This is a genomic window from Pseudoalteromonas sp. NZS100 (assembly GCF_015864815.1).
Taxonomy (GTDB): Bacteria; Pseudomonadota; Gammaproteobacteria; order Enterobacterales; family Alteromonadaceae; genus Pseudoalteromonas; species Pseudoalteromonas distincta.
Genome location: NZ_JADYWM010000009.1, coordinates 1 through 25440 on the forward strand (window position 1 = coordinate 1; position 25440 = coordinate 25440).

At 38.6% G+C, this 25440-nt stretch carries 16 protein-coding genes; 1 reads left to right on the top strand and 15 read right to left on the bottom strand.

Annotation, left to right across the window (positions count from 1 at the left end; genetic code table 11):
- Positions 1-422: 422 nt before the first annotated feature.
- The 8 genes from I6E69_RS10910 to hrpB (I6E69_RS10945) all read right to left on the bottom strand — a co-directional run bounded on the left by I6E69_RS10910 (position 423) and on the right by hrpB (I6E69_RS10945) (position 13877).
- Positions 423-1670: a hypothetical protein gene (locus I6E69_RS10910; protein WP_064386707.1), complete on the bottom strand. Its 1248-nt coding sequence runs from the start codon at positions 1668-1670 to the stop codon at positions 423-425.
- 254 nt (positions 1671-1924) lie between these two features.
- Positions 1925-2731, bottom strand: a complete 807-nt coding sequence (locus tag I6E69_RS10915) for a trypsin-like serine protease (RefSeq protein ID WP_182197359.1) — start codon at positions 2729-2731, stop codon at positions 1925-1927.
- A 165-nt stretch (positions 2732-2896) separates the two neighbouring features.
- Complete coding sequence (hrpB, locus tag I6E69_RS10920) at positions 2897-5395, bottom strand: ATP-dependent helicase HrpB (protein WP_197121247.1); 2499 nt, start codon at positions 5393-5395, stop codon at positions 2897-2899.
- Positions 5396-5509: 114 nt separating this feature from the next.
- A complete protein-coding gene (locus I6E69_RS10925; protein WP_197121248.1) occupies positions 5510-5923 on the bottom strand; it encodes a hypothetical protein in 414 nt (137 codons plus the stop codon).
- On the bottom strand, positions 5923-8055 hold the full coding sequence (locus I6E69_RS10930; protein WP_197121249.1) for a hypothetical protein: 2133 nt from the start codon (positions 8053-8055) through the stop codon (positions 5923-5925). The genes I6E69_RS10925 and I6E69_RS10930 overlap by 1 nt, the downstream gene beginning before the upstream one ends.
- Complete coding sequence (locus I6E69_RS10935; RefSeq protein WP_197121250.1) at positions 8045-9994, bottom strand: hypothetical protein; 1950 nt, start codon at positions 9992-9994, stop codon at positions 8045-8047. The genes I6E69_RS10930 and I6E69_RS10935 overlap by 11 nt, the downstream gene beginning before the upstream one ends.
- Positions 9994-11433 carry a site-specific integrase gene (locus I6E69_RS10940; protein WP_197121251.1) on the bottom strand — a complete coding sequence of 480 codons (1440 nt, stop codon included), beginning with the start codon at positions 11431-11433 and terminating at the stop codon, positions 9994-9996. The genes I6E69_RS10935 and I6E69_RS10940 overlap by 1 nt, the downstream gene beginning before the upstream one ends.
- A gap of 62 nt (positions 11434-11495) precedes the next feature.
- Positions 11496-13877 (bottom strand): ATP-dependent helicase HrpB, encoded by a 2382-nt coding sequence (hrpB, locus tag I6E69_RS10945; protein ID WP_197121252.1) that lies wholly within the window; start codon positions 13875-13877, stop codon positions 11496-11498.
- 285 nt (positions 13878-14162) lie between these two features.
- Here hrpB (I6E69_RS10945) and I6E69_RS10950 point away from each other — a divergent pair, with 285 nt between their 5' ends.
- Complete coding sequence (locus I6E69_RS10950; RefSeq protein ID WP_002958133.1) at positions 14163-14360, top strand: CsbD family protein; 198 nt, start codon at positions 14163-14165, stop codon at positions 14358-14360.
- Positions 14361-14422: 62 nt separating this feature from the next.
- Here the strand turns inward: I6E69_RS10950 and I6E69_RS10955 are convergent, their stop codons facing one another.
- From I6E69_RS10955 to metH, 7 genes are all read right to left on the bottom strand, one after another.
- On the bottom strand, positions 14423-16684 hold the full coding sequence (locus I6E69_RS10955) for a xanthine dehydrogenase family protein molybdopterin-binding subunit (RefSeq protein ID WP_197121253.1): 2262 nt from the start codon (positions 16682-16684) through the stop codon (positions 14423-14425).
- The gene (locus I6E69_RS10960; RefSeq protein ID WP_002958127.1) at positions 16681-17178 is read right to left on the bottom strand and encodes a (2Fe-2S)-binding protein; all 498 of its coding nucleotides are present in this window, start codon (positions 17176-17178) and stop codon (positions 16681-16683) included. The genes I6E69_RS10955 and I6E69_RS10960 overlap by 4 nt, the downstream gene beginning before the upstream one ends.
- A 415-nt stretch (positions 17179-17593) precedes the next feature.
- A complete protein-coding gene (locus tag I6E69_RS10965; protein WP_197121254.1) occupies positions 17594-20692 on the bottom strand; it encodes an Ig-like domain-containing protein in 3099 nt (1032 codons plus the stop codon).
- A gap of 209 nt (positions 20693-20901) precedes the next feature.
- The gene (locus I6E69_RS10970) at positions 20902-21657 is read right to left on the bottom strand and encodes a hypothetical protein (protein WP_197121255.1); all 756 of its coding nucleotides are present in this window, start codon (positions 21655-21657) and stop codon (positions 20902-20904) included.
- Positions 21658-21712: 55 nt separating this feature from the next.
- Positions 21713-22132, bottom strand: a complete 420-nt coding sequence (locus I6E69_RS20680) for a hypothetical protein (protein WP_231619771.1) — start codon at positions 22130-22132, stop codon at positions 21713-21715.
- Positions 22133-22579 carry a hypothetical protein gene (locus tag I6E69_RS20685; protein WP_231619772.1) on the bottom strand — a complete coding sequence of 149 codons (447 nt, stop codon included), beginning with the start codon at positions 22577-22579 and terminating at the stop codon, positions 22133-22135.
- Between the two features lie 228 nt (positions 22580-22807).
- Entirely contained in the window at positions 22808-25438 is a 2631-nt protein-coding gene (gene metH / locus I6E69_RS10980) for a methionine synthase (protein ID WP_002958120.1), read from the bottom strand.
- Positions 25439-25440 lie beyond the last annotated feature (2 nt).

The window sequence follows — 25440 nt, forward strand, 5'->3', positions numbered from 1 at the left end:
GTAAGGGAGCAAACATGCAACGTATGGCTAATTGCCGTCGTTGAAACGATTAACGGTCAATGTCTGCTTTTCGCTCAAATAAGCCCCCCGAAAAGTGGCTCATATATCTATCTAAGTTAAGGCTTTCAAAAACAGAAGTATATTTCCGATAACTGCCTTTGAATTCCTATAAACGGAAGTTTGCTTCCGAAATATAGCAATATTGGGTTAGAAACCGGAAGTTTACTTCCGTTTTGTACTTTAAGATTATAAGTTGGTATCTAATGAAAGCTCGGCAGTCCAACTCTTTTCTACCCCATTGTGTTTTACGTTAGTTTTTCTACACAGCATTCAGTTTAGTATTTGACTTACTTTACCTTATGACAAAAACTCTAGCTATATGGTCAAACTTACTCATCCACTGCAGTCCGTCAAGTTGATAGCTATTCAATAACTAAGTGCCGGTTAATAGCTTTTTTACACTCAAGGGTAAAGCGCCCCCCCATGTCCCTATCTACTTCGAACCTTTTCTTTTCCGAATCGACAAACCTTACAGTTGTTTTTATGTTCTCACCTTCACCGCTCAGGATGAGGGTAAGAGTGTTCTCATCTACCTCTTTGTAACCGAGAGTTAGCTTCTTCTCTCCAGCTTGGTTGTATATATCATATTTTGGATAGTTGTCATCAACCTCCACAGCGCCTATTTTATCGCTTTCGCCTAGTAGTGGTTCAAGAACAATATCTTGAATAACCTGACAAGCTAATAGGTATAAAGGAGAACCCTGCGCTTGTTTGATGATCGACCTTAGCTGGATGCTTCTATACAGGCCACCAAATGTAGCCCCTTCACTACTGGTCACTAAACTCTCCGCTATTTCATGGGCAGCAACAAACATGTTCAGTATATCCTCTTGTGAGTTGGATTTTTCAGTTGATGGGGTTTCAACCACTTGATTCACTATGGGGGATAACTCTCCACCTAAGAAGTTTGTTAGATGGAGTGTTTCGAAAAAAGCATCTCGGTAGGTATTTATATCTGAGCTATCCAAATTAATCACCCTCATCCCAATTTCATAATGCAGTGTTAGTGCACATTGATTTAAATACTGAATTAGCTGGATGATCAGACTTTCTTTGATGTGCCTGTTCGGCGTTTCTTTGGCTTCTTCGTTTTGCAATAGGTTTAGAGCTTCTTCTAGTAGCCTTTCGGTATTCCGAAAGTAGTAGTCAATGGCTCGTATCGCTTCATCACAGACACTTAGTTTACCACGTTTAATTAGACGGTCTTCCGCATACACCTTTGAGTGAATTGCTGGCAAGTCATCTGTTGAAATAAAAGTAAATGCACGGTCAGAGGATAATTTACCAAACTGCTTAATTAAAAGACGCTCACTAACATCATACTCATCTCTAAGGTGTCTATTTATTACTTGCTGCTCCTCTAATTCGGATGGCTTATTTGAGTTGTGAGCTATCAACCATTGAATTAATGTCGTAACACAAAAAACAACAGAAGCCAGCGGTATCCGATAGGTTTCTAATGTATGTTTTAGCCCCTCAGAGAAGCCAGAGACATTTTGAGCCATAGAGACCAATGTCAACACTACAATTAGAGTGAAAAATGGCAACACCCAAAACCAAATGGATTTGTATGGAGGTTGCCTTCTAGCTTTGCTCTTTATTGTGTCCATAAATATTTCTCAGTCAGTAGGTTATGTACTAGCTTACCCTATGAAACCCGTCATAACCAACAGAGTTTGCTTGCGTTGCACATCATCCACACTGCCAGAAAGTCCGCCGTGGCGAGCCGCTTATTCAATACATCACCTAATTCTAACTGAGTTAATTTAACAACCTATGTAACTCAAAATTGTCCAAGAACGAGCTTAAACGACCGTCCGCTTCTCGCTCTAGGTCGAACTTCATTACAGTCCCAAAACAGACGCTAATTGACAGTTTTTGGTTCGCTAGCTAATACATCCTTAATCCACTTACTATAATTGGAAATTCTCACTTGATATGCAGTTGTACCATATAACCCACCCTTAAAATCAGAAATATCGCCATGCGCTAATTGCCAACTTGAAAGCCCTACAAGAAAGGGTATACCACCCTGATAAATGACAGAGGCTCCACCACTATCACCTGAAGCGTGCATTCCCTCTAGAGGTAATCCATTAGGTGCCTTATCAAACCTGAATGTCAGCCAATTAGTTTCTGCATTTTCGATAATATTTTGGAAGTGATTCAGCTGTTTCAAAGATTTAGTCTCAGACTCTTCGCCAATAAGCCCATTACCTGTGGCACCTCTACCAAAAACTGTAACTGTTTTTCCTTGTTCTTTTGTGTTTGTGTAAAGAGTAATCGGTAATACATCGCTCACAGGCGAAGTTAATTTGATTAATGCAATATCACTTCTTGCTTTAAAAAAACTCATTAAAGGCGCTAAATTTCCTTTCAACAAACTTTCGCTAGGTTTTTCAAATTCAGGATGTATGTACACTTTTTCAATTTGATATGTATTTGATCCAACCCTTAAACTTTTACCAATATAATTATAAAAAATGGTATGCGCGACAGTTACAACCCACCTTGGGTTAATTAAAGCGCCATGCCCTTCATGAGGCATATCCACTAAGAAGTTAGGAGCTTCTTTCGACACATAATTCTCAGGGGGAATATCATGCCTTTTTACAACAGCGAGACAGCTAATAGAAAAGACAAATAGAAAAATGAAAAAGAAAGCTTTCATAGTGCGTCCATGTTTTTATGAATGCTTTACAGGCTACCTTGCAAGCTAGGAGAAGGCAACTAATTCGACCGTCTGCAATTCGCTCAAAGCCGCCAGTCAGGCGAAGTCTAACCCGTTCTTTTTAAACTGTAATATCGGATATGAGTTACTACACTTAAACCCATTCTATCTTTTCTTTTTTATAGAATGACCAGGCTTTTCTTCAAGCGGCTTTTCAGGCCAACGATGTTTCGGGTATTTACCGCGCATATCTTTGGCTACATCAAAATACGAAGAACGCCAAAAATGAGCTAGATCACTTGTTGTTTGTATTGGCCTCTTAGCCGGAGACAATAACTCAAATCTCATAGCGACTTTACCCATTGCTAGCATTGGAGATTCAAGCTGGCCAAACATTTCTTGCAATACAACAGATACAGTGGGCCCTTGATTTTCATCGTACCTAATTAGTACTTTCTTGCCACTAGGAGTGATGTAGTTAGAAGGTGCACAAGCATCCAGTACCTGCTGTTGCTCCCAAGTTAGTTTAGCGTTTAAAATTGAATAAATATCTTTATTTTTCAATTGCTTTAAGCTTTTTACATCTAAGGTATAAGGTATAAGCCATGTATCTAAGTTTTTTAGTAAAACGTCTTCATTTATATTCGGGAAGCTTTCGACAACACTATGTAACCACTGACATTTTGCCAGCCAACTTTCACACTTGGCAGTCCAATTTAAAAATTTAATGCCTTCTTCTAATAAGACCCCCTTAATACAGGAGTTGAATTGCTCATCAGGAATTGAATTTAGCTTATCTTCTCTCATAACTAAGCTCATATACTTATGAACTCGTCTACCAATTATATTTTCTTTCTTAGCATCTAATTTATAATAAGTGTCTAATTTATATTCTCCATCCAAAACAGCATTAATTTGTTCAAAGGATATAGGTACAGAGCTATAAATAACACCACCTAAATTTTTCCCATCGCAATCACAAACTACAAGCCAATTACTCCCAAAAAGACTATCAGTAGTCTTTAAAGTAACCCCTCTTCCATTTGCTAACAAATAGTCTTTGCTATTAGGATTTCTGATTTTAGCTAACCTATCTGGGTATGCTTTTAATAGCAGTTTACCTATTAGTGGTTGAAGTTCAGCCAAGGTAGTATTATGAGGAACTAATGTAACATTTAAAGCATTTAAGAATGATTTCACCAGTTTTATAACTTGCTTTAAAACTGATTTATTAATATTGCTGGCTTCACTACTTTTTTTAACTATAAAACTTTCATATATTACAACAAACCTTTCTATAAGATCTGAATTCTCCGCATTAAGTAAAATATCCTTTTCAGATAAAAGAGCAACTAAGATACAGGCAGTAAGAGTTTCATTTTCTGTTTCACACGAGGTAAGCATAGCTCCAAGTCTTGAGCCAACACCTAGAGATAATACTTTTTTACCAAGTGAAGTGATTTTGTGTGAGTTATCGATCAATCCTAGCTTAAAGTTTAGATCACACGCTACATCGAAGTGTTTCTTTGGCGGAGCCGTTAACCAATTTACGTCATCATAATTTGGTACTCCCCAGCCTGATAACTCGAGCACTAGATTACTTAGGTCTGTAATACTTATTTCTTCAATTTGAAAATCTTTCAACCCTTTTTGCTCAATTTCCCCCCAAAGTCTAATACAAAGACCTTTTTGAGTTCTACCTGCTCTACCTGTACGTTGATTAGCTGACGCTTTTGATATACGGCTGGTATCTAACCTTGATAATCCACTCTTAACATCGAATGTCATTACTTTTTCTAGACCGGAATCAATAACGATACTAACACCGTCGATTGTTAGACTTGTTTCGGCTATATTTGTGGAAAAAATAACTCGCCTTTTACTCGACTTATTTAGAGCTAATTCCTGCTTTGTAAGTGGCAAGCCGCCATAAAGAGGTAAAGTTTCAACATTTTGAGGTAAGTAGCTCTGAGCAGCACTCATACATCGATTGATTTCTGCTTGTCCTGGTAAAAAAATTAATACATCCCCTAACGGTTGCTCTTTTAATACTTTATCCAACAAACCTTTTATATAAATAGATAGGTGAGAAGATGGTCTACCAGCATATTCGATTTGGACAGGAAAAGTGCGTCCTGGGCATTTTATTATTGGCGAATTATTTAAGTATTTTGACAGCAAGTCAGTATCTATGGTTGCAGACATAACAAGTAACTTCAAATCATCTCGATACGCCTCCTGCACCTCTAATGCTAAATTTAGAGCAAGATCAGCATGAATCGAACGCTCATGGAATTCATCAAAGATTATCAACCCTACGTCAGTTAGCTCTGGATCATTTTGTATTCTTCGGGTCAGAACTCCGTCAGTTACAATTTCAAGTATAGTATTTTTTGATTTTTTACGTTCATTTCTTATCTGGTAACCTACTGTTTCGCCTACATTCTCGCCTAACAACTTCGCTAGATAATTTGCAATGGATCTAACTGCAACTCTACGAGGCTCCAACATTATGACTTTTTTACCTGTCATTAAGTTTGATTTAATGAGTTCAAGTGGAACTATTGTAGATTTACCAGCACCTGGTTCTGCCTGCAAAACTAAGTTGTTGTAGGACTCTAGGCTAGTTAATATTTTGGGAATATAATCTTTAATTGGTAACAAAAATACTTCTCTATTTATATTGTTTATTAGAGTCTAATTTTCGAGAATTAAACTCTAATATCTGCTAAATCATTTAGTTTATCGACAAGAATAATTGAGGTGTACTTTTAAACGTCATTTCTGCCGTATGTCCATAACGTTATTTAGCCTATTCAAATCATTTTCTAGCTCTTGTAAACGGGCTAACAATACAATTTCTCGTGATAATGCTTTCTCTAGAGCTTCTTCTGTCAAAGTTAGCCTCTTTTTGACGCTTTTAATTTTTTTGTTATGTCGCTCCGTTATTTCAGATTTAGATAAAGTACTACTTTCAGGCGACTTTTTAGCGTCTTTAATAGCCTGCACTATCCCCTGGTGATTATCACGATCATTTTTTATATAACCTTTGTCGTGACCAGCTTCTTGAGAAACAATAGAATTAGTAATTTGACTTAACTCTATACCACTAAAATCACTTATACGAGGGCAGCCTTTTACTAATCGTTCAAGAGCCTTGTAACATTCTTGTAACTTCTTTGTAGTATTCATTACTCTTCCTTTATATCAATTATTCTATCTTCAATACCTATTGCTCTGCTTTTGATTTTAAAGGTTTTATATCTTAATAAGTCATCTAACTCTGATTTTGTAGATAAGAACTCAACTGAGTCCTTGTGGTACGACTGAAGTTCTTTTTCCGTCGATTTAATTAAAGCATCTATGTTTTCAGACTTAATAGCAGCGCATTTGCTTGTTAAACAATCAGCAAATTCTCCTAAAATAGAACAGCTACAAATCTCAGCATTAGTGCATCCCCCAAGTAAAGTTCTGCGGTAGTTAACCTCACCTTCGTAAACTTTTTTTGAAGTGGTTTCAATAAACTCCTCTACTAAAACTTCACCTTTCTTCAACTGAGATTTTTGCTTCTCAAAGTACCCCCCTACCTTGCCGTGTAAACTACTTGTTTCACTTAATAAATCTTTTAATAACCTTTCTGCCGTATCTAATGACATGCCAGTTTGAAGTTCATAAGCGATATGATTTAATGGAAGAACATACTCTTTTGCCTTTACATCGTAATGACCAAAAATCGTCATTACGTTTTCATTATTGCGGCTGTAATATTTAGTCATTTCTTGTGATAAATGCTTAAACTGCTTTCTTAAAGTAGCCAAAGAAACAAACCCACTATTTACAGCGTAAAAAGCTAAAGATCGTCTAAACTGATGGGTAGTTATAGGCCAGTGACTTCCAATGTTAAATTCTGGTGATTTAGAAAAATCTCTTTCCGGATCACTAGCAACTAAAACGTCATAATCATCACTACCGATAATGAAGGAGTCCCTTTTTACAAAATATTTACGTTCATTTTTTGGAGCAGAAAAAATCTTTGTACCTGTGGCAGACTTATCTCTCGTGTATATTATTTTGGTACTTAAAAGAAGACTACATTTTTTTGGTTCAAGTCCAGCTATGTAAGCGATCCCCCTAACAATAGCTCGGAGTACTTCGATAGCTTCTAAAACAATCGTGTGCGCTAACCAGGCCTCCTCCTCTTTATATCCAGTAAATTTAGTTGTTGTTGAAATGACCTTAACAATTGCTTTTGATGAAGGTATAGAATCACTATCATCAAAAACATAATTATCGGTTGGTTTATCTACGACACAATCGTAGCCTAGTCGATTAACTTCATCATTTCTCATACCCGTGTATAAATGAATTAAATGCTTCATTTCATACTGAATTACACCCAAACGGGCTGCTAATTCTTTTCTGCTTTTACAATTAAAATCGGGGTGTTCAAATAAACTATTTAAATTATGAGCATTTATGGCCTCATCTAGTGTAGGTCTAAATGATCTGTCCTTTGGCTTTATGAGATCACCAACCATCCTATCTTTTTGGCTCAAAATACATAAACCAAAATAAGGATCTGAGAATTCCTTTATAAAACACTCAAGCTTTAAAGAGTTTTTCTTAAGAAACCCAACTCTATCAGTTAAAAAATTTACTACATCAAGGTATATTCGCGTTGGAATTAAAGGATGTTGATTATGTGGTATTCTTTTATGTAAGTGCTGGTAATTAACAACCTTATATCCTAAATGCTCAATACCTATAATGTTTAACTTTTTCAACAAAGCATGTAAACGCTGTCTTTGCCTATTGTTAAGAGTTTTCACATAGAATGCTAGGTAGTTTTTATTAGTAAAAAGTTTTTGAAGGCTCAGCCTACCAATCATTTTATCTTCTTGAGTATCTATACAAAAACGAGCAGCCGATTTTGCAACATTTGCATACCTAGTTAAGGTAGATATAGCTAAACTACCCGCAACACCTGTATTTATAAAATACATCAAATAAATAACTATGGACTTAACTTCATTAATAAGTTCTCTATCTTTAGTAGTGTCTGAAGTACATATAAGGTCTTCAAAATTAATAACTTCGCTGGATTTAGATGATAGAATGTATGGGCTCAAATCCCATTTATCATTTTTATAAATAGCCGTTGGTACATTTTGCTTATTTCTACATATAATAAATTCATCAGGAATATTACCTTTAGAATAACTCAAGCATAGTGTGTCTGGGGCACTCTCAGATGAAACACGTAACCCGTTGACACTTAAAGCTTGGTTAAATAGGCGGTTAGTGTAGTTTTTATTATAATTCAAAACTTTCTCCTATATTTTCCTCTGAAAAAATCATCCCCATAGATTCATATCTTTGGAGACGATTTTCCCAATAAGGGGTAAGCTCTCCGTAATTAAAAACTCGCTCACGATACAACTTGACGTTTTTAGCTCCCAAAGACGATTTTGATTTAATTTTTAATAAAATTTGTCTTACTCTGGATGAAAGCATTAAGAGAAGCTCTTTGGACTTTGCCATTTCAGATGAAGCATTCATTACACCTATTACTATATAGAGTAAGCTAAATAACTTATGAACGTCGTCTTCATCATTGGCATGGCATACGTAATGTTTACAAAACAAACACCCATATTGGGATACACAATCAGGCTTTATAGGCGGAGCGTCTATAGCAGGTTCAGGCTTTTGATAGTCCGTACAATGCCCTGCAGCTACACTAAGGTGCTGTCCATCATGAGCATCTTTATTAAAGCTTATGTGTTGTATAGCTTCATGAGCTGACTCCCAAAAATTACTGAATTCTGACTTTGCAACTTCAGGGGAAACTTCAAGATAGTGAGCCTCATTTGTTCTTTCAGAATGGCCAAGAACTTCTGCAACTGTTTCTTTAGAAACTTCTGGCTGCTCATGTAAAAATATACTTTTAGTTTTGCGAAACTGCCTTGAAGTAAGCACTTCAAAGCTAGCTGGCATAAAAACACCTATAACTTTCTTTCTCTGAAAGCCCCTTATAGAGCTTGGATCTACTATACAAGGTTCCCAAGATTTCACTTTAAGACTAAAAAAAAGTTCATCAAAAACTTTACCGTCAAGTACCCATTCTCTTAACCTAATATAGTGTTTAAAAAGTTCTACTGCTCCATGAGCTAGTTCATACTGTATAATTTTCCCACTGGCTCTGAATTTAACTACTTGATAGCTTTTTTGCGTTACAGACTTAGCCTTTTCAAAGGCACCATCGAATTCAATTTTTTTCATTTCACTTACGTAAGAGCCTGAGAGCATCATAAATAACATTTGAAATGCCTGCATAGCTGTAGTTGCGAATGCTCTGCGACATTTTGCACGCATATTAGTGTTGGCTTCATCTAAGTAAGTTTTGGTTCTTCTTAAGTTGCTTGCGAGCTCGTTTTTGCATTTATCAGGCCTTTTAGCACAATATTCTTCGATCGTGACTAATCGACCCTCTTCATCATTGTAAACATCTGTAGGGCAACTATAAAAAGGCGTTACACGATGATTTGCATATGGAAATAAATATGTTTCATAGTCCGGCATTTTTAAGAGAATTGGTAGGTGTTCATTGTTTACTAAGCTTTTGGTTAGCCCTAGCGCTAAACTCTTATATGTCTCATAACCAAACCTAATCTCATCAAGCTCACGGGGGGGGGTAGGTTTAGATTTGCCACTAAATTGAATAGTATTTTTTATTATATGATCAAAGGTTCCTCTTCCGTGGCCTATTAGTATAAGAAAAGCGATGCTGACTTGCTTAAGTTTAGCCTGATATGCGGTTAGCTCACCTACATAAAGCTTATGCCTCAAATCATGGGTTATCATCTGATAAACTTTTGACGTATCGTCGAAACTTTCTAAGAAAGCGCCAGTCTCTTTGTAACCGTCGATTATATTAAATGCTTTTCTAACTTTGGCTATTAAACTATGTAAACTCGACTCTCTATAACCACCGGTAATAATGTACTCGATAAACCTCTTAAGAAAAGTACATCTAGCTGGTAAAAATGACTCAAGAACAACCAAATAATCAGTATTTTCATAACTAGACATTTTGATAACAAACTTTCTATCAGAGTAAGCCATTGCCCCCATATCGATTGGGTTTTTTTTCCCCGAGTTAGGCAAATACAACCTAAGCATTTCCAGATGTAACAACTCTTTTGATGCAAGATCATCAAGTGTAGCAATATAAGTTTTTCTCTGTGTATAATTTTTATCCATTATATAAAGTCCATTTTAGTGCCATATAAGTCAAATACTCGTTCTTCATAAAGTTGCTGTGCAACCAGCCTTTTATCTATTGAATCAAAGAGCTTGAGATAGTTTTCAGTTACTTCTCTATTGCTATGATGTAGCCTTTTTTGAACCATTGAAATTATATCGCTATCCGTTATAAGTCCTTTTGCATATAGAGGTTGTAAAAACAGATAATAACGAAGAGCATAAGTAGCTCTTAGCCAATGAAACACAAAGTCACTTGGGAATTTTTCACTTACCAACTTACTTAGCTTTTTGCTCATATAGTAAGTATTTCTTCCCTGAGGCCGACTTCTAGTAAATATATACCTAGGGTCTGATTTAGCCATATAATGGGTTCCCCCAGAAGAAGAGATAAATAAATACATATCGTCTTCGTTTAATATGTTTCCATTGTTTTGTAAAAACTTTTGGCGCCGCCTCTTAGCTTTTTCACTATTTGCGTAGCGAAGAATGCTTTTAGCTAATATTAATGGAAAGTAGAGAGCTTGTGGTTTGTTATACTTTGTGTCGATACCAGTACCAGGCCCAGCATTTACTTTAAAAGTACCATCCTTCAATAATTTTTCATCAGCAAATAATTTTAAATGCTTCATTCGCATTGTTAAAATAGATTGTTTTCTAGCTCCAACTTGAAGAGCTATGAAGTGCATAAGTCTTTCATCAACTCCAAAAGCATCAGTATTTAAACAAGCTAATAGCTCATCTAATTCTTTATCTGTTAAAGGTCGTAGTTCTTCTCCATACTCTCTAGTGAAGCCAATACGCCTTGGCCTTGAAGAGTTGTTCACACTCAAACTCTGTCCTCGTTTTTCTGTTGCCATAGAGTAAAGCCCACCATGATGATTATGAAAATATCTATTCACCAATTTGACACTATCAACTCTCTCAATGTCGATTGAAGATTTATGCTGTTCAGATAGATACCGATAAAAATCATATACAACTTTCGTGCTTTGATTTAGCTTCTTTCGTGAGAGAGCACCTTCGTTTACTTGTTGTAATAAATGAAAAAAATATCTGTAGGTTGGCCTTTTAGGTTTTCGCCCACTAAAATCATACAAATCGATTTTAAGACCTTCACAATAAATTTTGTAATCAACTAATAAGCTAGCTTTTAACCTTATTGCATCAGAGCTTGAATACCCTTTGTCCCTATTTAAAGCTGACGTATATAAGAATAGATTTGCATCAGTCCAAGGAGATAAATCGCAGTTGAGGATATATGGAAACAAATATAGATCATGGTCCTCATTAAAATAGTGACTTGGAGTCACAAAATAAGCCCCTTTCTTACATATAATTTCTTCTGAGCTTTTATTAACCGGTGTAGTGCTTAATTCTGAATGGCAATGCCTTATATGCTTTATTAAAACGATCCGATTTCCTTTAGCAAAAGACATAATAGCCCCCTTTTTCACTGCATTATTGTCAATAACTTGTAACTACACATTACCAGTCAATCTTAACAATAGCACATGAGTTTAGGGTAGCGGCCTTTCATTTCCTTTTGCACATCGCGGTAACTGCTAGCCCAAAAGTGGGCTAAATCTTGAGTAAGTTGCAATGAACGTTTACCTGGCGATAGCAGCTCCATAAGCAATGGCAATTTACCGTTGGCAAGCATAGGCGTACTGGTCAAGCCATAAACTTCTTGCATACGCACGCTTAGCTTTGCGGGGCCATCAAGTTGGTATTCTATCTTTATATTTGAGCCACTGGGCACCGTTAAGCGCAGAAGTAACAAAGCTTTTAACGTGGTTTGTTGTTGCCAATCAAAGCAGTTTTGTAATGCTTCAAAGTAGTTAAACTTTTTAAGCTGCGTGAGCGTTTTAATATCTTCTAAAAACACGCCTAGCCACTGCGCTGCATTTTGAATAAGTTGTTGCTCGTTTATTTGCGGGAATTTATCGGGCATTAAATTACTTGCTAGGCTCATACGTATCAGCAATTGCTGCGCATCAGGTTGCTCGTTAAATAATGCAAAACCGTGTTTAGCAAATAAGCTAAGCCACGCTTTAGCACGCTCGCTCTTATCTAGTTTTTGTTTACTAGGCTGGCTGCTGAGCGTTATAGCCCCGAGCTTTACTTCATCTTGATGAATAAAGCGCGCTGATTTTTCATCAAACTCACAACGAGTAAGTTCACTAAATAAATGCGGTAAAAATTCTTGTAACTCAAATGGGTTAAGTGCGGTGGCTGCAAATATACGCCCTCCTTTGTGCCCGCCCATGGTTGCTATGGCTAAGTAATCGTCGTTGTGCCAGTAATCGGCATTTAACTCAGCCCCTGCACCATTGGCGAGTAAATAACCATTACCACGTTTTTTAGCAATACGATCGGGGTATGCCAATGCCACTAGCAAACTAATATAATGCGTATTTAATTCGCTGTTTTCGTCTTTTACTTTTAAGCGGCTTTGCCAATATTTTAACTGTTGTTTGAATACCGGATGCGGACGTTGCTGTTGGCTATGCAGCGCTAAACTCAACTCGTTTGCGCTATTTACTCGGCTCTCAAGTAATGCCACTAAATAAATAGCGAGCCTAAAAATACCAGGGAGTTGGTCATCAAGTATTTGTGCTTTTAATAGCATATGCGCCAAACGAATATCAGCACCAAAACCTAACATTTTACTGCCAAGCGGTGTGAGCTTACCTTTGCTATCAATAGCTTCAAGCATATTAAGCAGGTTACTTGCTTGTTCGCATTGCTGCTCAGTGGGCTTATCAAGTAGGGTTAGCTCATCAATACTGGCTCCCCACTGCTTTGCCTCAAGCATAAGCTGGCTTATGTCTGATGCGAGTATTTCGGGATTGTCGTGGCTATTACGTCGCTCAAAGGTTTGCTTTGAGCCAATTCGATAAACAATGCCCGGCTCTATACGTCCTGCACGCCCTGCACGCTGCACAGCAGATGAGCGCGATATACTTTGTGTTGTGAGCTCTGTAACCCCTGTTTTTAAATTAAAGGTGGCTGCACGGCGCTTGCCGCTGTCAATTACAATGCGTATGCCTTCAATAGTTAAACTGGTTTCGGCTACATTGGTGGTTAGCACTACTTTGCGCATGCCGTTTGGTGCAGGAGCAATAGCAGCTTGCTGATTAGCTTTATCTTGCTCGCCAAATAGCGTTGCAACTTGGCAGTTACTTGGTAAATCGCTCAGTGCTTGTTGCACGCGTAGTATCTCAAACTGCCCAGGTAAAAACACCAATACGCTACCTGTTTGCTCATTAAGTGCTTGTTTTATTATGTTAGGAATTGCATCAAGCCAGCGGCTTTCATCTTTTATGGGTATGTATATTTCGTCTATTGGGTAGCTGCGACCGCTTGATTGAATTACAGGGCAGTCAAAAAACGCTGTATAACGCTCAGTATCAAGAGTTGCCGACATAAGCATAATGGTTAAATCGTCACGCAGCGCACTTTGGGTCTCGAGCGCAAAGGCAAGTGAGGTATCGGCTGCAATTGAACGCTCATGAAATTCATCAAATATCAGTAAATCAATATCGCTTAATTCGGGGTCGTTTTGCAACATGCGCGTTAACATGCCTTCGGTGACTATTTCGAGGCGCGTATTAGCGCTTACTTTACTCTCGCCCCTAATCCGCAAACCCACACTTTGCCCAACACTCTCGTTTTGGCACTTTGCTAAGTAACTTGCAATATTACGTGCAGCTAAACGGCGAGGCTCTAGCATTACAATACGTTTAAAATGCCCGTCACGCATGAGTTGTTGCGGCAACCACGTAGATTTACCCGCACCAGGCGGCGCTTGTAATAACGTAATAGGATTACTTTGTAATGTAGTAACGAGTTGTTGATATATGTCTTGAACCGGCAGCACAGCTATTTACCCAAAATTGCTTTGTGTGCATTGTAACAAAAACCAAAAATAAACGCGCCGCTAAAGCTATGTGGTTATAAAGGATTTAATTAAGGGTTACATAATCAGAAATAATTACAGACCGCTCTGTACATTTTTTAAGGATGTGCTCAAAACATTAATCATTACTGCCTCAATAAAAACATAACACCATGATTATAAATGCAAAATAAAAATTTAACTTATTGGTACACGCCTTGCTCCTTTTATACTGAACGTTAATTAAATCTAAGTAAGGAGAAACTTATGAACAGCGATCGTATGAAAGGTAATTGGAACGAACTTAAAGGTAAGGCTCAACAGAAATGGGGCGATCTTACTGACGACGATTTAGACAAAATTGAAGGTAGCCGTACAGAGCTAGTGGGTAAAATCCAGCAGCAGTACGGTAAATCTAAAGAAGAAGCAGAGCGTGAAGTTGATGAGTTTGAAAAAACTCACTAATCGCTAACTTCTAAAAAAACCGCCATTTTGGCGGTTTTTTTGTTTAAGCTGTTGTTATTTAGTTACGCTTTTAGCTGGTCACCTATTGGTAACTGCCTAATGCGCTTTCCGCACGCTGCAAAAATAGCATTACATAATGCTGGCGCATAAACTGGTGTAGATGGCTCGCCTACCCCTGCTGGAGGTGCGTCACTTTGTACAATTTCAACGTCAACTTCAAGTGGTGAGTCGCTCATACGCGGTACGCGATAATCATGAAAGTTACTTTGCTGCACGCGGCCTTTATCAAAGGTAATACCATCGCTGATTGCAGTTGTAATCCCGTAAATAGAACCACCTTGAGTTTGGTTTTTAACGGTGTCGGTGTTTACAACCGTACCCGCATCAATGGCAACCCACGATTTAATTACGTTTAAATCGCCAGCATCCGACACTTCTACTTCAACTACCGTAGCTACGTAAGTTAAAAAGCTTCTGTGTGCTGCTATGCCTAAACCTCGCCCTTTAGGAAGCTCTCGCCCCCATTTACTCATGTCAGCTACTTTTTCAATAACATGACGCAGTCTGCCAATATCTAAAGGGTAAACCTCTTTATCGCCACCGTAATTATCGTATGTGGCATTTTGCTCTGTTACATCAACAATACGACTCGGACCTATAGTGTCTAGTAAATAGTCTTTTTGGTCGCGACCGGCTTTGTGCGCTGCTTCGCCAATAAATGACTGAATAGCAAAGGCATGAAAAATATTTGATACAGAGCGCATCCAACCAATTCGTGCTTTGGCAGGCGCATCACCGTTTTCTAACTTCATGTTAGGTGTGTTAATTGGGTTATCGGTAAACCCTAAGCGCAGTTCAAAGCTTCCTGGCGTAGTCGCCCCTTCTGAAAAGGTAGAGGTAATTGGTGAAAATGCGGTGCGGTGTAAATAAGATTCTATTGCGCCATTTTTATCTAGCGATGCTTCAATGTGCTGAGCCGAAACCGCATGGTAAAAACCATGTTGTATGTCGTCTTCACGCGTCCATTGCACACGAATAGGTTTGCCTACTTTCATTGAAAGGTAAGCTGCTTCTGCTGAAAAGTCAGGTTTTGACTTACGCCCAAAGCCGCCTCCTAACATGGTAACGTGAACATTAATTTTGCTCTCATCCATGCCAAGCATTGCCGCCACTGTTTTCATATCGGCTTGTGGATTTTGCGTAGCAGCCCATATATCAACACTATCTTTGTTGTACATAGCTGTTGCACACGGCGGCTCCATTGGTGCTTGAGCAAGATGCGGCGCGTAATAATCAGCTACGAGTTTATTGCTCGATTTAGCCAACACGCCCATGGCATCGCCTTTATCACGTATGTTTGCCTGTGGAGTTTGTACTGTTTTTAGTAATGACTTTTTAAATTTTTTTGAATTGTAATCGCCATTTTTGCCATCATCCCACACTACTTTTAATGCTTTACGCCCTTGCCATGCAGCCCATGTGTTTTTAGCTATAATCGCAATTCCGCCTTTTGGCTGAAACTGCGGCGCGCCTTTTGGTGCAGGTATTTCAATAACATCTACAACGCCGTTTATCGCTTTTGTAGCACTGGCATCAAATGACTTAACAACACCGCCTACTACCGGCGGGCGTTCAATTATAGCCACCAGCGCTTGTGGTTCGCGTACATCGGCTGCAAATATAGCTTTGCCTGTTACTAAATCGGCTAAATCTATGTGCGCCATGCCAGTATTAATGTAGCGCCATTCTTTGCGTGTTTTAAGCGTTAGTTTGTCAGCTTCTGGTGGCGTTATTGTAAGCGCTAAGTCGATTAAATCTTTATAAGTAAGCGATTTACCTGAGCTGTGTGTAACAACGTGTTGATTAGCAGTACAGGTTTGTGGATCAACGTTCCAATACTTAGCGGCAGCATGCTGCATCATGTAACGCACACTTGCGCCCATTTCACGCAGGCGCTGCATGTTATAGCGAATACTGCGTGAGCCATCGGTATTTTGATCGCCATATTTAGGGTCGCCCTTACCCTGAATAACAATAACCTTATCCCACGCGGCTTCCATTTCATCGGCAACTATTTGTGCAATCGCGGTGCGAATTTGCTGACCCATTTCAGAACGATGGCAGGTTATTTCAACCATGCCGTCTGGGCGCAGTGCAATAAATAAGTTTGCGCGTTTTGCTTGCTCAGATGGCTGCTCTAATACACCCGCAAATGCTCTTGGCGCACTGCCTACAAAATAAGTACCAAGTACCAATGCACCTATTGCGCTAGTTTTTAAAAACTTACGGCGGTTTAAATCAAAGTATTTGTTATCTTGGTTCATACTTCTTCCCCTTGTTCATTTGGGTCAAAATATTGAACACTCGCCATTGTTTTAGCAGCTGATTTAATTGCTTTATGAATACGCGGGTATGTACCACAACGGCAAATATTTCCCGACATATTACTTACTATTTCATCGTCGGTAGGGGTTGGGTTTGCAGCTAATAAGCTTGCAGCTTGCATCATTTGACCGCACTGGCAAAAACCACACTGCGGTACTTTATGCTCAACCCATGCTTGTTGCACGGGATGGTCGCCCTGCTCGCTTAACCCTTCAATTGTAGTAATTGAAAGACCCGCTACTGCCGCTACAGGTAATACACACGAGCGCTGAGCTACCCCATCAATATGCACGGTACACGCACCGCACTGTGCCATACCACAGCCAAATTTAGGCCCAGTTAAATTCAATTCGTCTCGGAGATACCATAATACTGGCGTTGACGGATCGCCAGAAAACTCATGTTTATTACCATTAATGGTAAGCGTGATCATACTAAACTCCTTGGCAAAGCGCTTTACAGGAGGGTTCCTTGTTGCGCGAGAACTATTTTTAATTACTTACTATTTTATACTTACTACTTTTAGCCTACCACTTAGATCTGTTTTATAAAAATACTAATTATTAGAACGTTTAAACCACATTGAAATTATTAACGTCTGATTATTAGTATTATGGCTAGGCCCTGCTGACCTTTTAGATTGAAACTCACTCAACCTAGGGGAGATTTAATCGCGACGGGAGGTTTGTAAACACCAAAGCGTAAATTGCCCCTACGCAGAACCCTTAGGGCATTACATGTTAAACCCTCGAAAGATAAACAGCCCTAAATAAAAGTTTAAAAAGACTATTAATAAATAAAAAACCGCCATTTGGCGGTTTTAGATAGTGTAAATAAGCTTTTAACTATTAATTAAAACGGCGTCTACCAAATAAAACCACTGATAGCAGCGTAAGTAAGTAATAAATACTGCCACCTGAGCTAGAGCCTGAATCAGATGAAGGAGTCGCTACCGTAGCAGCTTGCTTACCTTCAACGTTTATAGTCACAGTTTGAACTGCAGAACTATCAAATTTATCTTTAGCTACATAGCTAAACGTTACTACATGATCGGATTCGCTCGTAGGAGTTAGTTTAAACAATCCAGTATCAGGCTCAAATGTTAAAGTTCCTGAGTTTGGCTCTGTTACCACTTCAAATTCAAGTGTATCGTTGTCGCTATCTAATGCTGAAAAGCGACCATTCACTTCACTCTTATAAGAGGTGTTATATGTTACATTTTGAGCTTGTGGGGCTGTATTTGTCAGTTCAATAACAACATTATGAAGCTCTGATTCAACTAAAGAATCTTTCACTGTAAAGCTAACTGATACTGGCTCAACCGAGTCACCACTTGGTGAAAAGGTCACGCTACCTAAAGCAGAGTCCATTAACTGAATTTGCCCATGAGCAGGCGAATTTTTAATTTGAAATATTAATGGCTCTGCGTCTTCATCCATACCTTCTAAATTAAAGTTAAGCGGTGTATTCCAATGAGTTTGCAGTGTCATATTATTTGCTGTAGGTGCTGTATTTTTTAGCTCTAACGTTAAGCTTGATAACGCTGAACGTGAACGATCTTTTACTGTGTAGTAACTAAGCTCGTCAATGCCTACAGCGCCCGATGGTATATAAGTTAATAGACCCGCCTGTCTGTCGGTAAACTCGACCCTACCCAGAGTTGGTCTCTTATTTAAAACTACATAATCAATATCATCTGATACAGGTAAGTCTATTTGTATGCTTTTTAAAACATGATCAGAGTAGCTTACAGCTTCAGGCTTAGCTAAAGGCTCAGCAACTTGATTAGAAAACACCTCCAATGACTGACCTGCCAACAAGGTATAATCAACATTATTATACGTAGAAGTTGCTAACCAACTGTCATTATTATTACGCTTAACAGTGTATGAAACCACATTGCTATCTAGGTTATATTCACCAAACTGATCAGAACACGAATACTGCACAAACCCAGCTCTTACAGACACAATGTTATTTAAAGTGTTTTGGCACACTTCGCTAATTAATGTTGTCTGCCCATTTAAAGCCACTTTATAAAGTGAGCCATTATAGGTAGAGGCAACTAAAGTTTCTTCTCCATTAATAACAGTGTTAACCAAACCGTTAAAGCTTTGCTCCAAAGCAACTTTAGATATAGTGTTTTCAGAGTAGTCATAACTAATGAGGTAATCACTAACGAGACCAACCACATCTATATTTTCGTTATTAAGAAAGCTTCCAGTTACTATTGAACTCATGCCGCCCCAATAAAATCCTAAACGAGGCGATGTTTTTAATAACTCTCCAGTTTGCCCATTTAATACTTTAAAAAAGGTACCTTCACTTCCGGTATGCTCAGCGCCATTACCTACTATTATTTCTAACTTGCCATCATTATTAATATCTAACGTTGTTAAGGTACTAATGTAGTCTCCGCCGCCAAGATATGTTTGAAATAGCTCTTCACCCGTTTCAGGTGAAAACACCTGTACATTCGCATCGTATATAGCAGAGCTGCCAGTAATAATATAATTTTTACCATCATCAAACAGCTGAGCAGTAGTAACTAAATTGTTATCATCCCAATCGTTATTAACGCTTATATTTGTAAGTATTTTTTCATTAGTTTGTGTATCTATTATGTGCAAAGCGTTACTGTCACGCTCGGAATAAAGTATATCTAAGCTTCCGTTATTATTAATATCAGCAAGTGCTAACGCTTTATTTGAGTAGTACTTAATGCCTTTAGCCCACTGCTGGGCTTTATCATCCGTGTTGTGAATATAAAAACCATCTTCACCTGACGAAGAATAACCTGAGCCCCAAGCAATATTTTGTTTGCCATCGCCGTTAAGGTCATCTACAACAATGCCCGACACACCATGCTCTGGATTATTAATACTCCAAAACTCAACACCTGTTGTGAGTGAAAGCGCGTATAAGCTCCCCCACTGACCATCGCCGTAAACTAAATCATCGGTACCATCATTATCGATGTCTACAACTATTACTTTATCAATATCTAAGTCGCTTTGGGCTGTCCATAAAATGCTTTCAGTGCTTGGGCTTAGCATTTCTATGCTGTACCAACTTTGCCCATTAATCACTTCATCTAAGCCGTCGTTATTAATATCAACAGTAATTAAATGCTCGCCATTAATACTTACACTAAGCTGTTTGTGCAGTACAAATTCTGAATTTTCAAACCTATAAACCGCACCATCACTAAATAAAACTTCTTTTGCATTAGCTTCAGTAAACGAGCCTGTCACAAAATTTTGTGGTACGTTTTCAAGTACCGCAATTTCAGATAAATCGAGTGAGTTAAGAACAAAAAGCTTACTACTTTGATAAACAAAAAGCTCATCTTGGCCATCGCTGTTTATATCAAACTTATCTGCTGCTCTTGGGTAATAAAATTCTTTGCTTAGCTCTATCTCTTGGGTGACTAAATTAACTTTATGTACTGCGTTATTGTCTAAAACATATAAGTAATATGTATCTGCCACTGTATCTTTAATTAGTGTGGTATCTTCAATGTAGTCATCAAAGTCGTAGCGAGCTGTTACTTTATACGCACCTTTTACATACTCTATAATATTAAAATTGCTCTCTTGGGCGGATATAATGTGCTTGCTACCCACACCCGACAAAGGTGCAATGTACATACCTTTGCGACCTGTTGAGTTACCTAACGAAAATTCACGAAATACGCTATTAAGCTCTATGCTTTGCTCGTCTGAGGCAGCTTGAGTAAGGCTATTATTTTTTATAATTGGCGCGAGTAGAGGTTTTTTAGATAAACTTTCAAAATGAGCTTTATCAAAATTTATTTTTTGATCGTTAATTAAAACAGCATCACCGTAAGTATTTTTTTGAGTGTTTTTTATAGGTTGTGCATGAGTATTGGCATTCACTGAATACGCGCTCATCATGAGCAACGTAAGGCAAGATAGTTTAATCAATTCCATAATCCTTTGTATTTCTTTATTTAATAACGCCACTACAAATGCAACGTTCCATTAACACGGCATTATATAGAGTAACAACCGGAAATAAAGAGGCGATTAACAAAGTTTTACAAAGACATAGAAGAAATAACGTAATAATATTTTATTTTCAGCTAAGCTAATTTTCTAAAAAACTTAGCCGCATACTTACTAATTAAAATCGATTAATGGGTGCTTATAACATCTTCAAATAGTAATCGCTCATCGTCTTTATAAACTTCAAGCCAACCCGGTGGTGATGTATCGCAGCCAATAATGGTTACATGTAGTATGTAACTATAACGCCCATTTTTAAACGTATAATGGTGATTACCGCCAGTGCCACTAACCGTTACATCGCCGTTAAATAAAACCATATCAGGCTTATCCATTGCTCTTTTATCAATATTCCACACTGCATATCGATAATTATGATCGCCTAAATCATCAACACGAATATGGTAGTTAGCCGTTTTCCAATCGAGTACTGGTTTTTCAAAAGTATTAATACTTGCGTGCAAGGATTGCTTACCTTGTTCGATTAAGCTTTTAGCAAGAGTCTGCTCTTTAGTATTTTGTGTATTTACAGCAATAATTTTACCGTCGGTATCGACCCACATAACACCGTTATTTAGCATAATGCCGCGCCAACCTACTTTCTCCCAATCAGTTTTAATGTTTGAACTGGCAATAACTGCCGCTAGCTCATCATTAAATACTTCATCAAAGCGGTTAATAAACTCAGCTTCATTTTTAATGTCAGGTATGGGATATCGTCGTTTTAGCGGGTAGCGAATAAGTGCTGCAATCGCAGTTTTATCATGCGCTTTAAAAGCAGCAATAACAGGTAAAACACTCTCGTGATACTTTTGCTCAAGCGCAAATATGTTCGATGTAAAAAGTAGAGATAGGCACAGTAGAATGCGGTTTAGATATTTCATTTACAGTCCTTTACTCTGGGCTTTTACTATATTTCTAATACTTTGACCTAAAATCTTAGAACATACCTTTCTGCTGAGGCGCTTCTTTATGATCTGTAACTTTCGTAATGAGTTTTTCGATCTTCAAGCCTTGCGGTGTTTTAGTCTGAATTATTTCCATTTCAACTATTAATAGATCCCCTTTACCAAACCGCTCTCCTTTATCTACAGTCTCAATAAATTCTCTATCAGTAATCTCTGCATAGAAACTGGATTGTCCATCAAATAATTTCCACTTATTTCCATCTTTAAAGGATGGTGATTCAATAGTTAAACCTGTTGTAATTGTATTTTTTGAAATTGGTAAATCGAAATCTAGAGGTTTAAAAAATTCAGCATCATTAGCCGAAGCTTTAGTTTGGATGTCAAACTTTGAAGATTTTAACTTTACTTCGCTTAACCCTTTGAGCAAAGGCTCTCTAATAAATGTATCCAATTAATTAGCAGCTTTTGGGTCAGAAAGAACATTTAGCGTTTGAATATGAAATACTTGAGTATGACCATTAGAGTTTTCAATATTAACTGTATTCGCATTACTATCTGGTGTGCACTGCTTCGGTTGATTGCCAGCTAAATGAATACACAACTTAATTGAGTCAGTAGCCAGAGTAATAAGGTCTTTGGGGGAGCTGGTGCAAAATAGTGCTCCAGAGGATAAACCTACAACCTGAAGTAAAAAATCAATATCAAATGATTGTCCTCTAAAACCTGATACATCCATACATAGCGATGCATCTTTACCATAAGCTTCTGTTGTAATAACGTTCATAAATTCATCTAATGCCAAAATATAGCGAGCAACATCTTTCGCTTTTAGTTGCCCTTTTTCAACTGCTGCACCGTAATATTCAAGAGATAGCTGATCTTCCGTAATTGTCTGCATTATAATTCCTTAGTTAGAGTAACTAAAACTTAGTATTCTTTATGCTTAGTCCAAAACTAATACATAGACTACATGTTCAAACCATTTAATAGTCACATCTAATACCTATTATGTAAACAACTGAGTTATCAATATTTATTGTCATAACAAATATAAAGATACAAAACAAAAACGAGCCTAATTAGGCTCGTTTTTGTTTTACTGATAGCTAAAAATGACAGCTTCGCTCTACTCCGGATCATACCCCAAGTTAGGCGATAGCCAACGTTCAGCTTCTTCAAGCGTCATATTGGTTCGCTTAGCGTAGTCTTCTACCTGATCCTTTTGCACAGCGGCTACGGCGTAGTATTTAGCTTCGGGGTGTGAAAAGTACCAACCCGAAACAGCAGCACCTGGCCACATGGCGTACGAACTAGTTAGCTGCATACCAATGCGCTTTTCGGTATCGAGCAACTGCCAAATTTTCTTTTTCTCGGTGTGCTCAGGGCACGCTGGGTAACCTGGCGCTGGGCGGATACCTTGGTAGTTTTCGCGTATTAGCTCATCATTTGCTAGGTTTTCGTCTGGTGCAAAACCCCAATACTCTTTACGTACTTTTTCGTGTAGGTATTCTGCAAACGCTTCGGCGAGCCTGTCGGCAACCGCTTTAACCATTATTTTGTTGTAGTCATCTTGCTGTGCGTCAAACGCATTTGCTAAGTCGTCTTCTTCTAGGCCGCCCGTTACTGCAAACGCGCCAAAATAGTCTGGTGTGCCTTTGGGTGCTATGTAGTCGGCTAGGCAATAATTAGCAAAGTCGGTTTTTTCGGTTTGCTGGCGTAAATGGCACGAAGTAGTTAATACTTCTTTACGTGTTTCGTCGGTGTATATTTCTATGTCATCACCCACGCGGTTAGCCGGGAATAAACCAATTACACCAAGTGGTTGCAAACTGCCTGCTTTTTCAAGGTCGTCTAACATATCGTTAGCGTCTTTAAATAAGCTTTGCGCTTGCTCGCCTACGACTTCATCGTCCATTATGCGCGGGTATTTACCGGCAATTGACCACGTCATAAAGTATGGCGTCCAATCTATGTATTTACGCAAAGTCGCGATTGATACATTTTTAAACTCGGTGACGCCCAGCTTTTTAGGCACTGGTGGTGTGTAGTTATCCCAATCAAGCTTTGCTGCGTTATCGCGTGCGCGCTGGATTGTAACAGGCTTAGAGCGTGGTTTTTTACGCGCTTGTTGCTCGCGTACTTTTACATATTCAGCTTTAGTTTTAGCTAAAAAGTCAGGCTTAATGTCTTTTGATAATAAGTTTGAAACCACACCAACTGCACGGCTTGCGTTATTTACATACACAACGCCTTTGTCATATTGCGGCTCAATTTTTACTGCGGTGTGCGCTTTAGAGGTAGTTGCACCACCAATGAGTAGTGGCAGTTCAAAACCACGGCGTTTCATTTCTTTTGCTACGTGTACCATTTCGTCAAGCGATGGGGTAATTAAGCCCGATAAACCAATAATATCGGCTTTTTCGTCGATGGCGGTTTGCAGTATTTTATCGGCAGGTACCATTACGCCTAAATCAATAACTTCATAGTTATTACATTGTAGTACCACGCCTACAATATTTTTACCTATGTCGTGTACGTCGCCTTTTACGGTCGCCATCACTATTTTACCATTGGTTGAACCTTCTTCTTTTTCGGCTTCAATGAATGGGTCTAGGTAGGCTACGGCTCGTTTCATTACGCGCGCCGATTTAACCACTTGTGGTAAAAACATTTTACCTGCGCCAAATAAATCACCTACCACGTTCATGCCATCCATTAACGGCCCTTCAATTACGTGAATAGGTTTATCGGCAGCAGCGCGGCACTCTTCGGTATCTTCATCTATAAAGGTAGTAATGCCTTTTACAAGCGCGTGCTCAAGGCGTTTTTCTACAGGCCATGTGCGCCACTCTAAATCTTCTACTCGCTCAGCTTGTGCCATACCAGAGTATTTTGGTGCAAGCTCAACTAAACGCTCGCCTGCACCTGGGTCTGTGTTAAGTATTACGTCTTCAACGGCTTTACGAAGCTCTTCTGGGATGTCGTCGTAAACGGCGAGTTGCCCTGCATTTACAATGCCCATATCCATACCCGCTTTTATGGCGTGGTATAAAAATACCGAGTGGATAGCTTCACGTACTGGGTTATTACCCCTAAATGAAAACGATACATTTGACACCCCGCCCGACACTTTACAGTGCGGTAAGTTTTGTTTAATGCGGCGTGTGCCTTCAATAAATTCTACAGCGTAGTTGTCGTGCTCTTCTATACCGGTGGCTACGGCAAATATATTAGGGTCGAATATAATATCTTCTGGTGGAAAACCAATGTCTTCTACTAATATTTTGTAGCTGCGGGCACATATTTCATATTTGCGGTCTGCTGTATCAGCTTGCCCGTCAGTATCAAACGCCATTACAACGGCAGCTGCACCAAAACGTTTTATTATTTTAGCTTGGCGAATAAACGGCTCTTCGCCCTCTTTTAGCGATATAGAGTTAACAATGGCCTTACCTTGAATACACTTTAGGCCTGCTTCTATTACTTCCCATTTAGAGGAGTCGACCATAATGGGTACGCGTGAAATATCAGGCTCTGAGGCTATTAAGTTTAAAAACTTAACCATCGCGGCTTTTGAGTCCAACATGGCTTCGTCCATGTTTATATCAATAACCTGTGCGCCATTTTCTACTTGTTCGCGGGCCACTGTTAGCGCGGCTTCAAAGTCTTCTTCCATGATTAAACGTTTAAACATGGCAGAACCGGTTACATTGGTACGTTCGCCGACATTAGTAAATACTGCTATTTGTTGGGTCATGT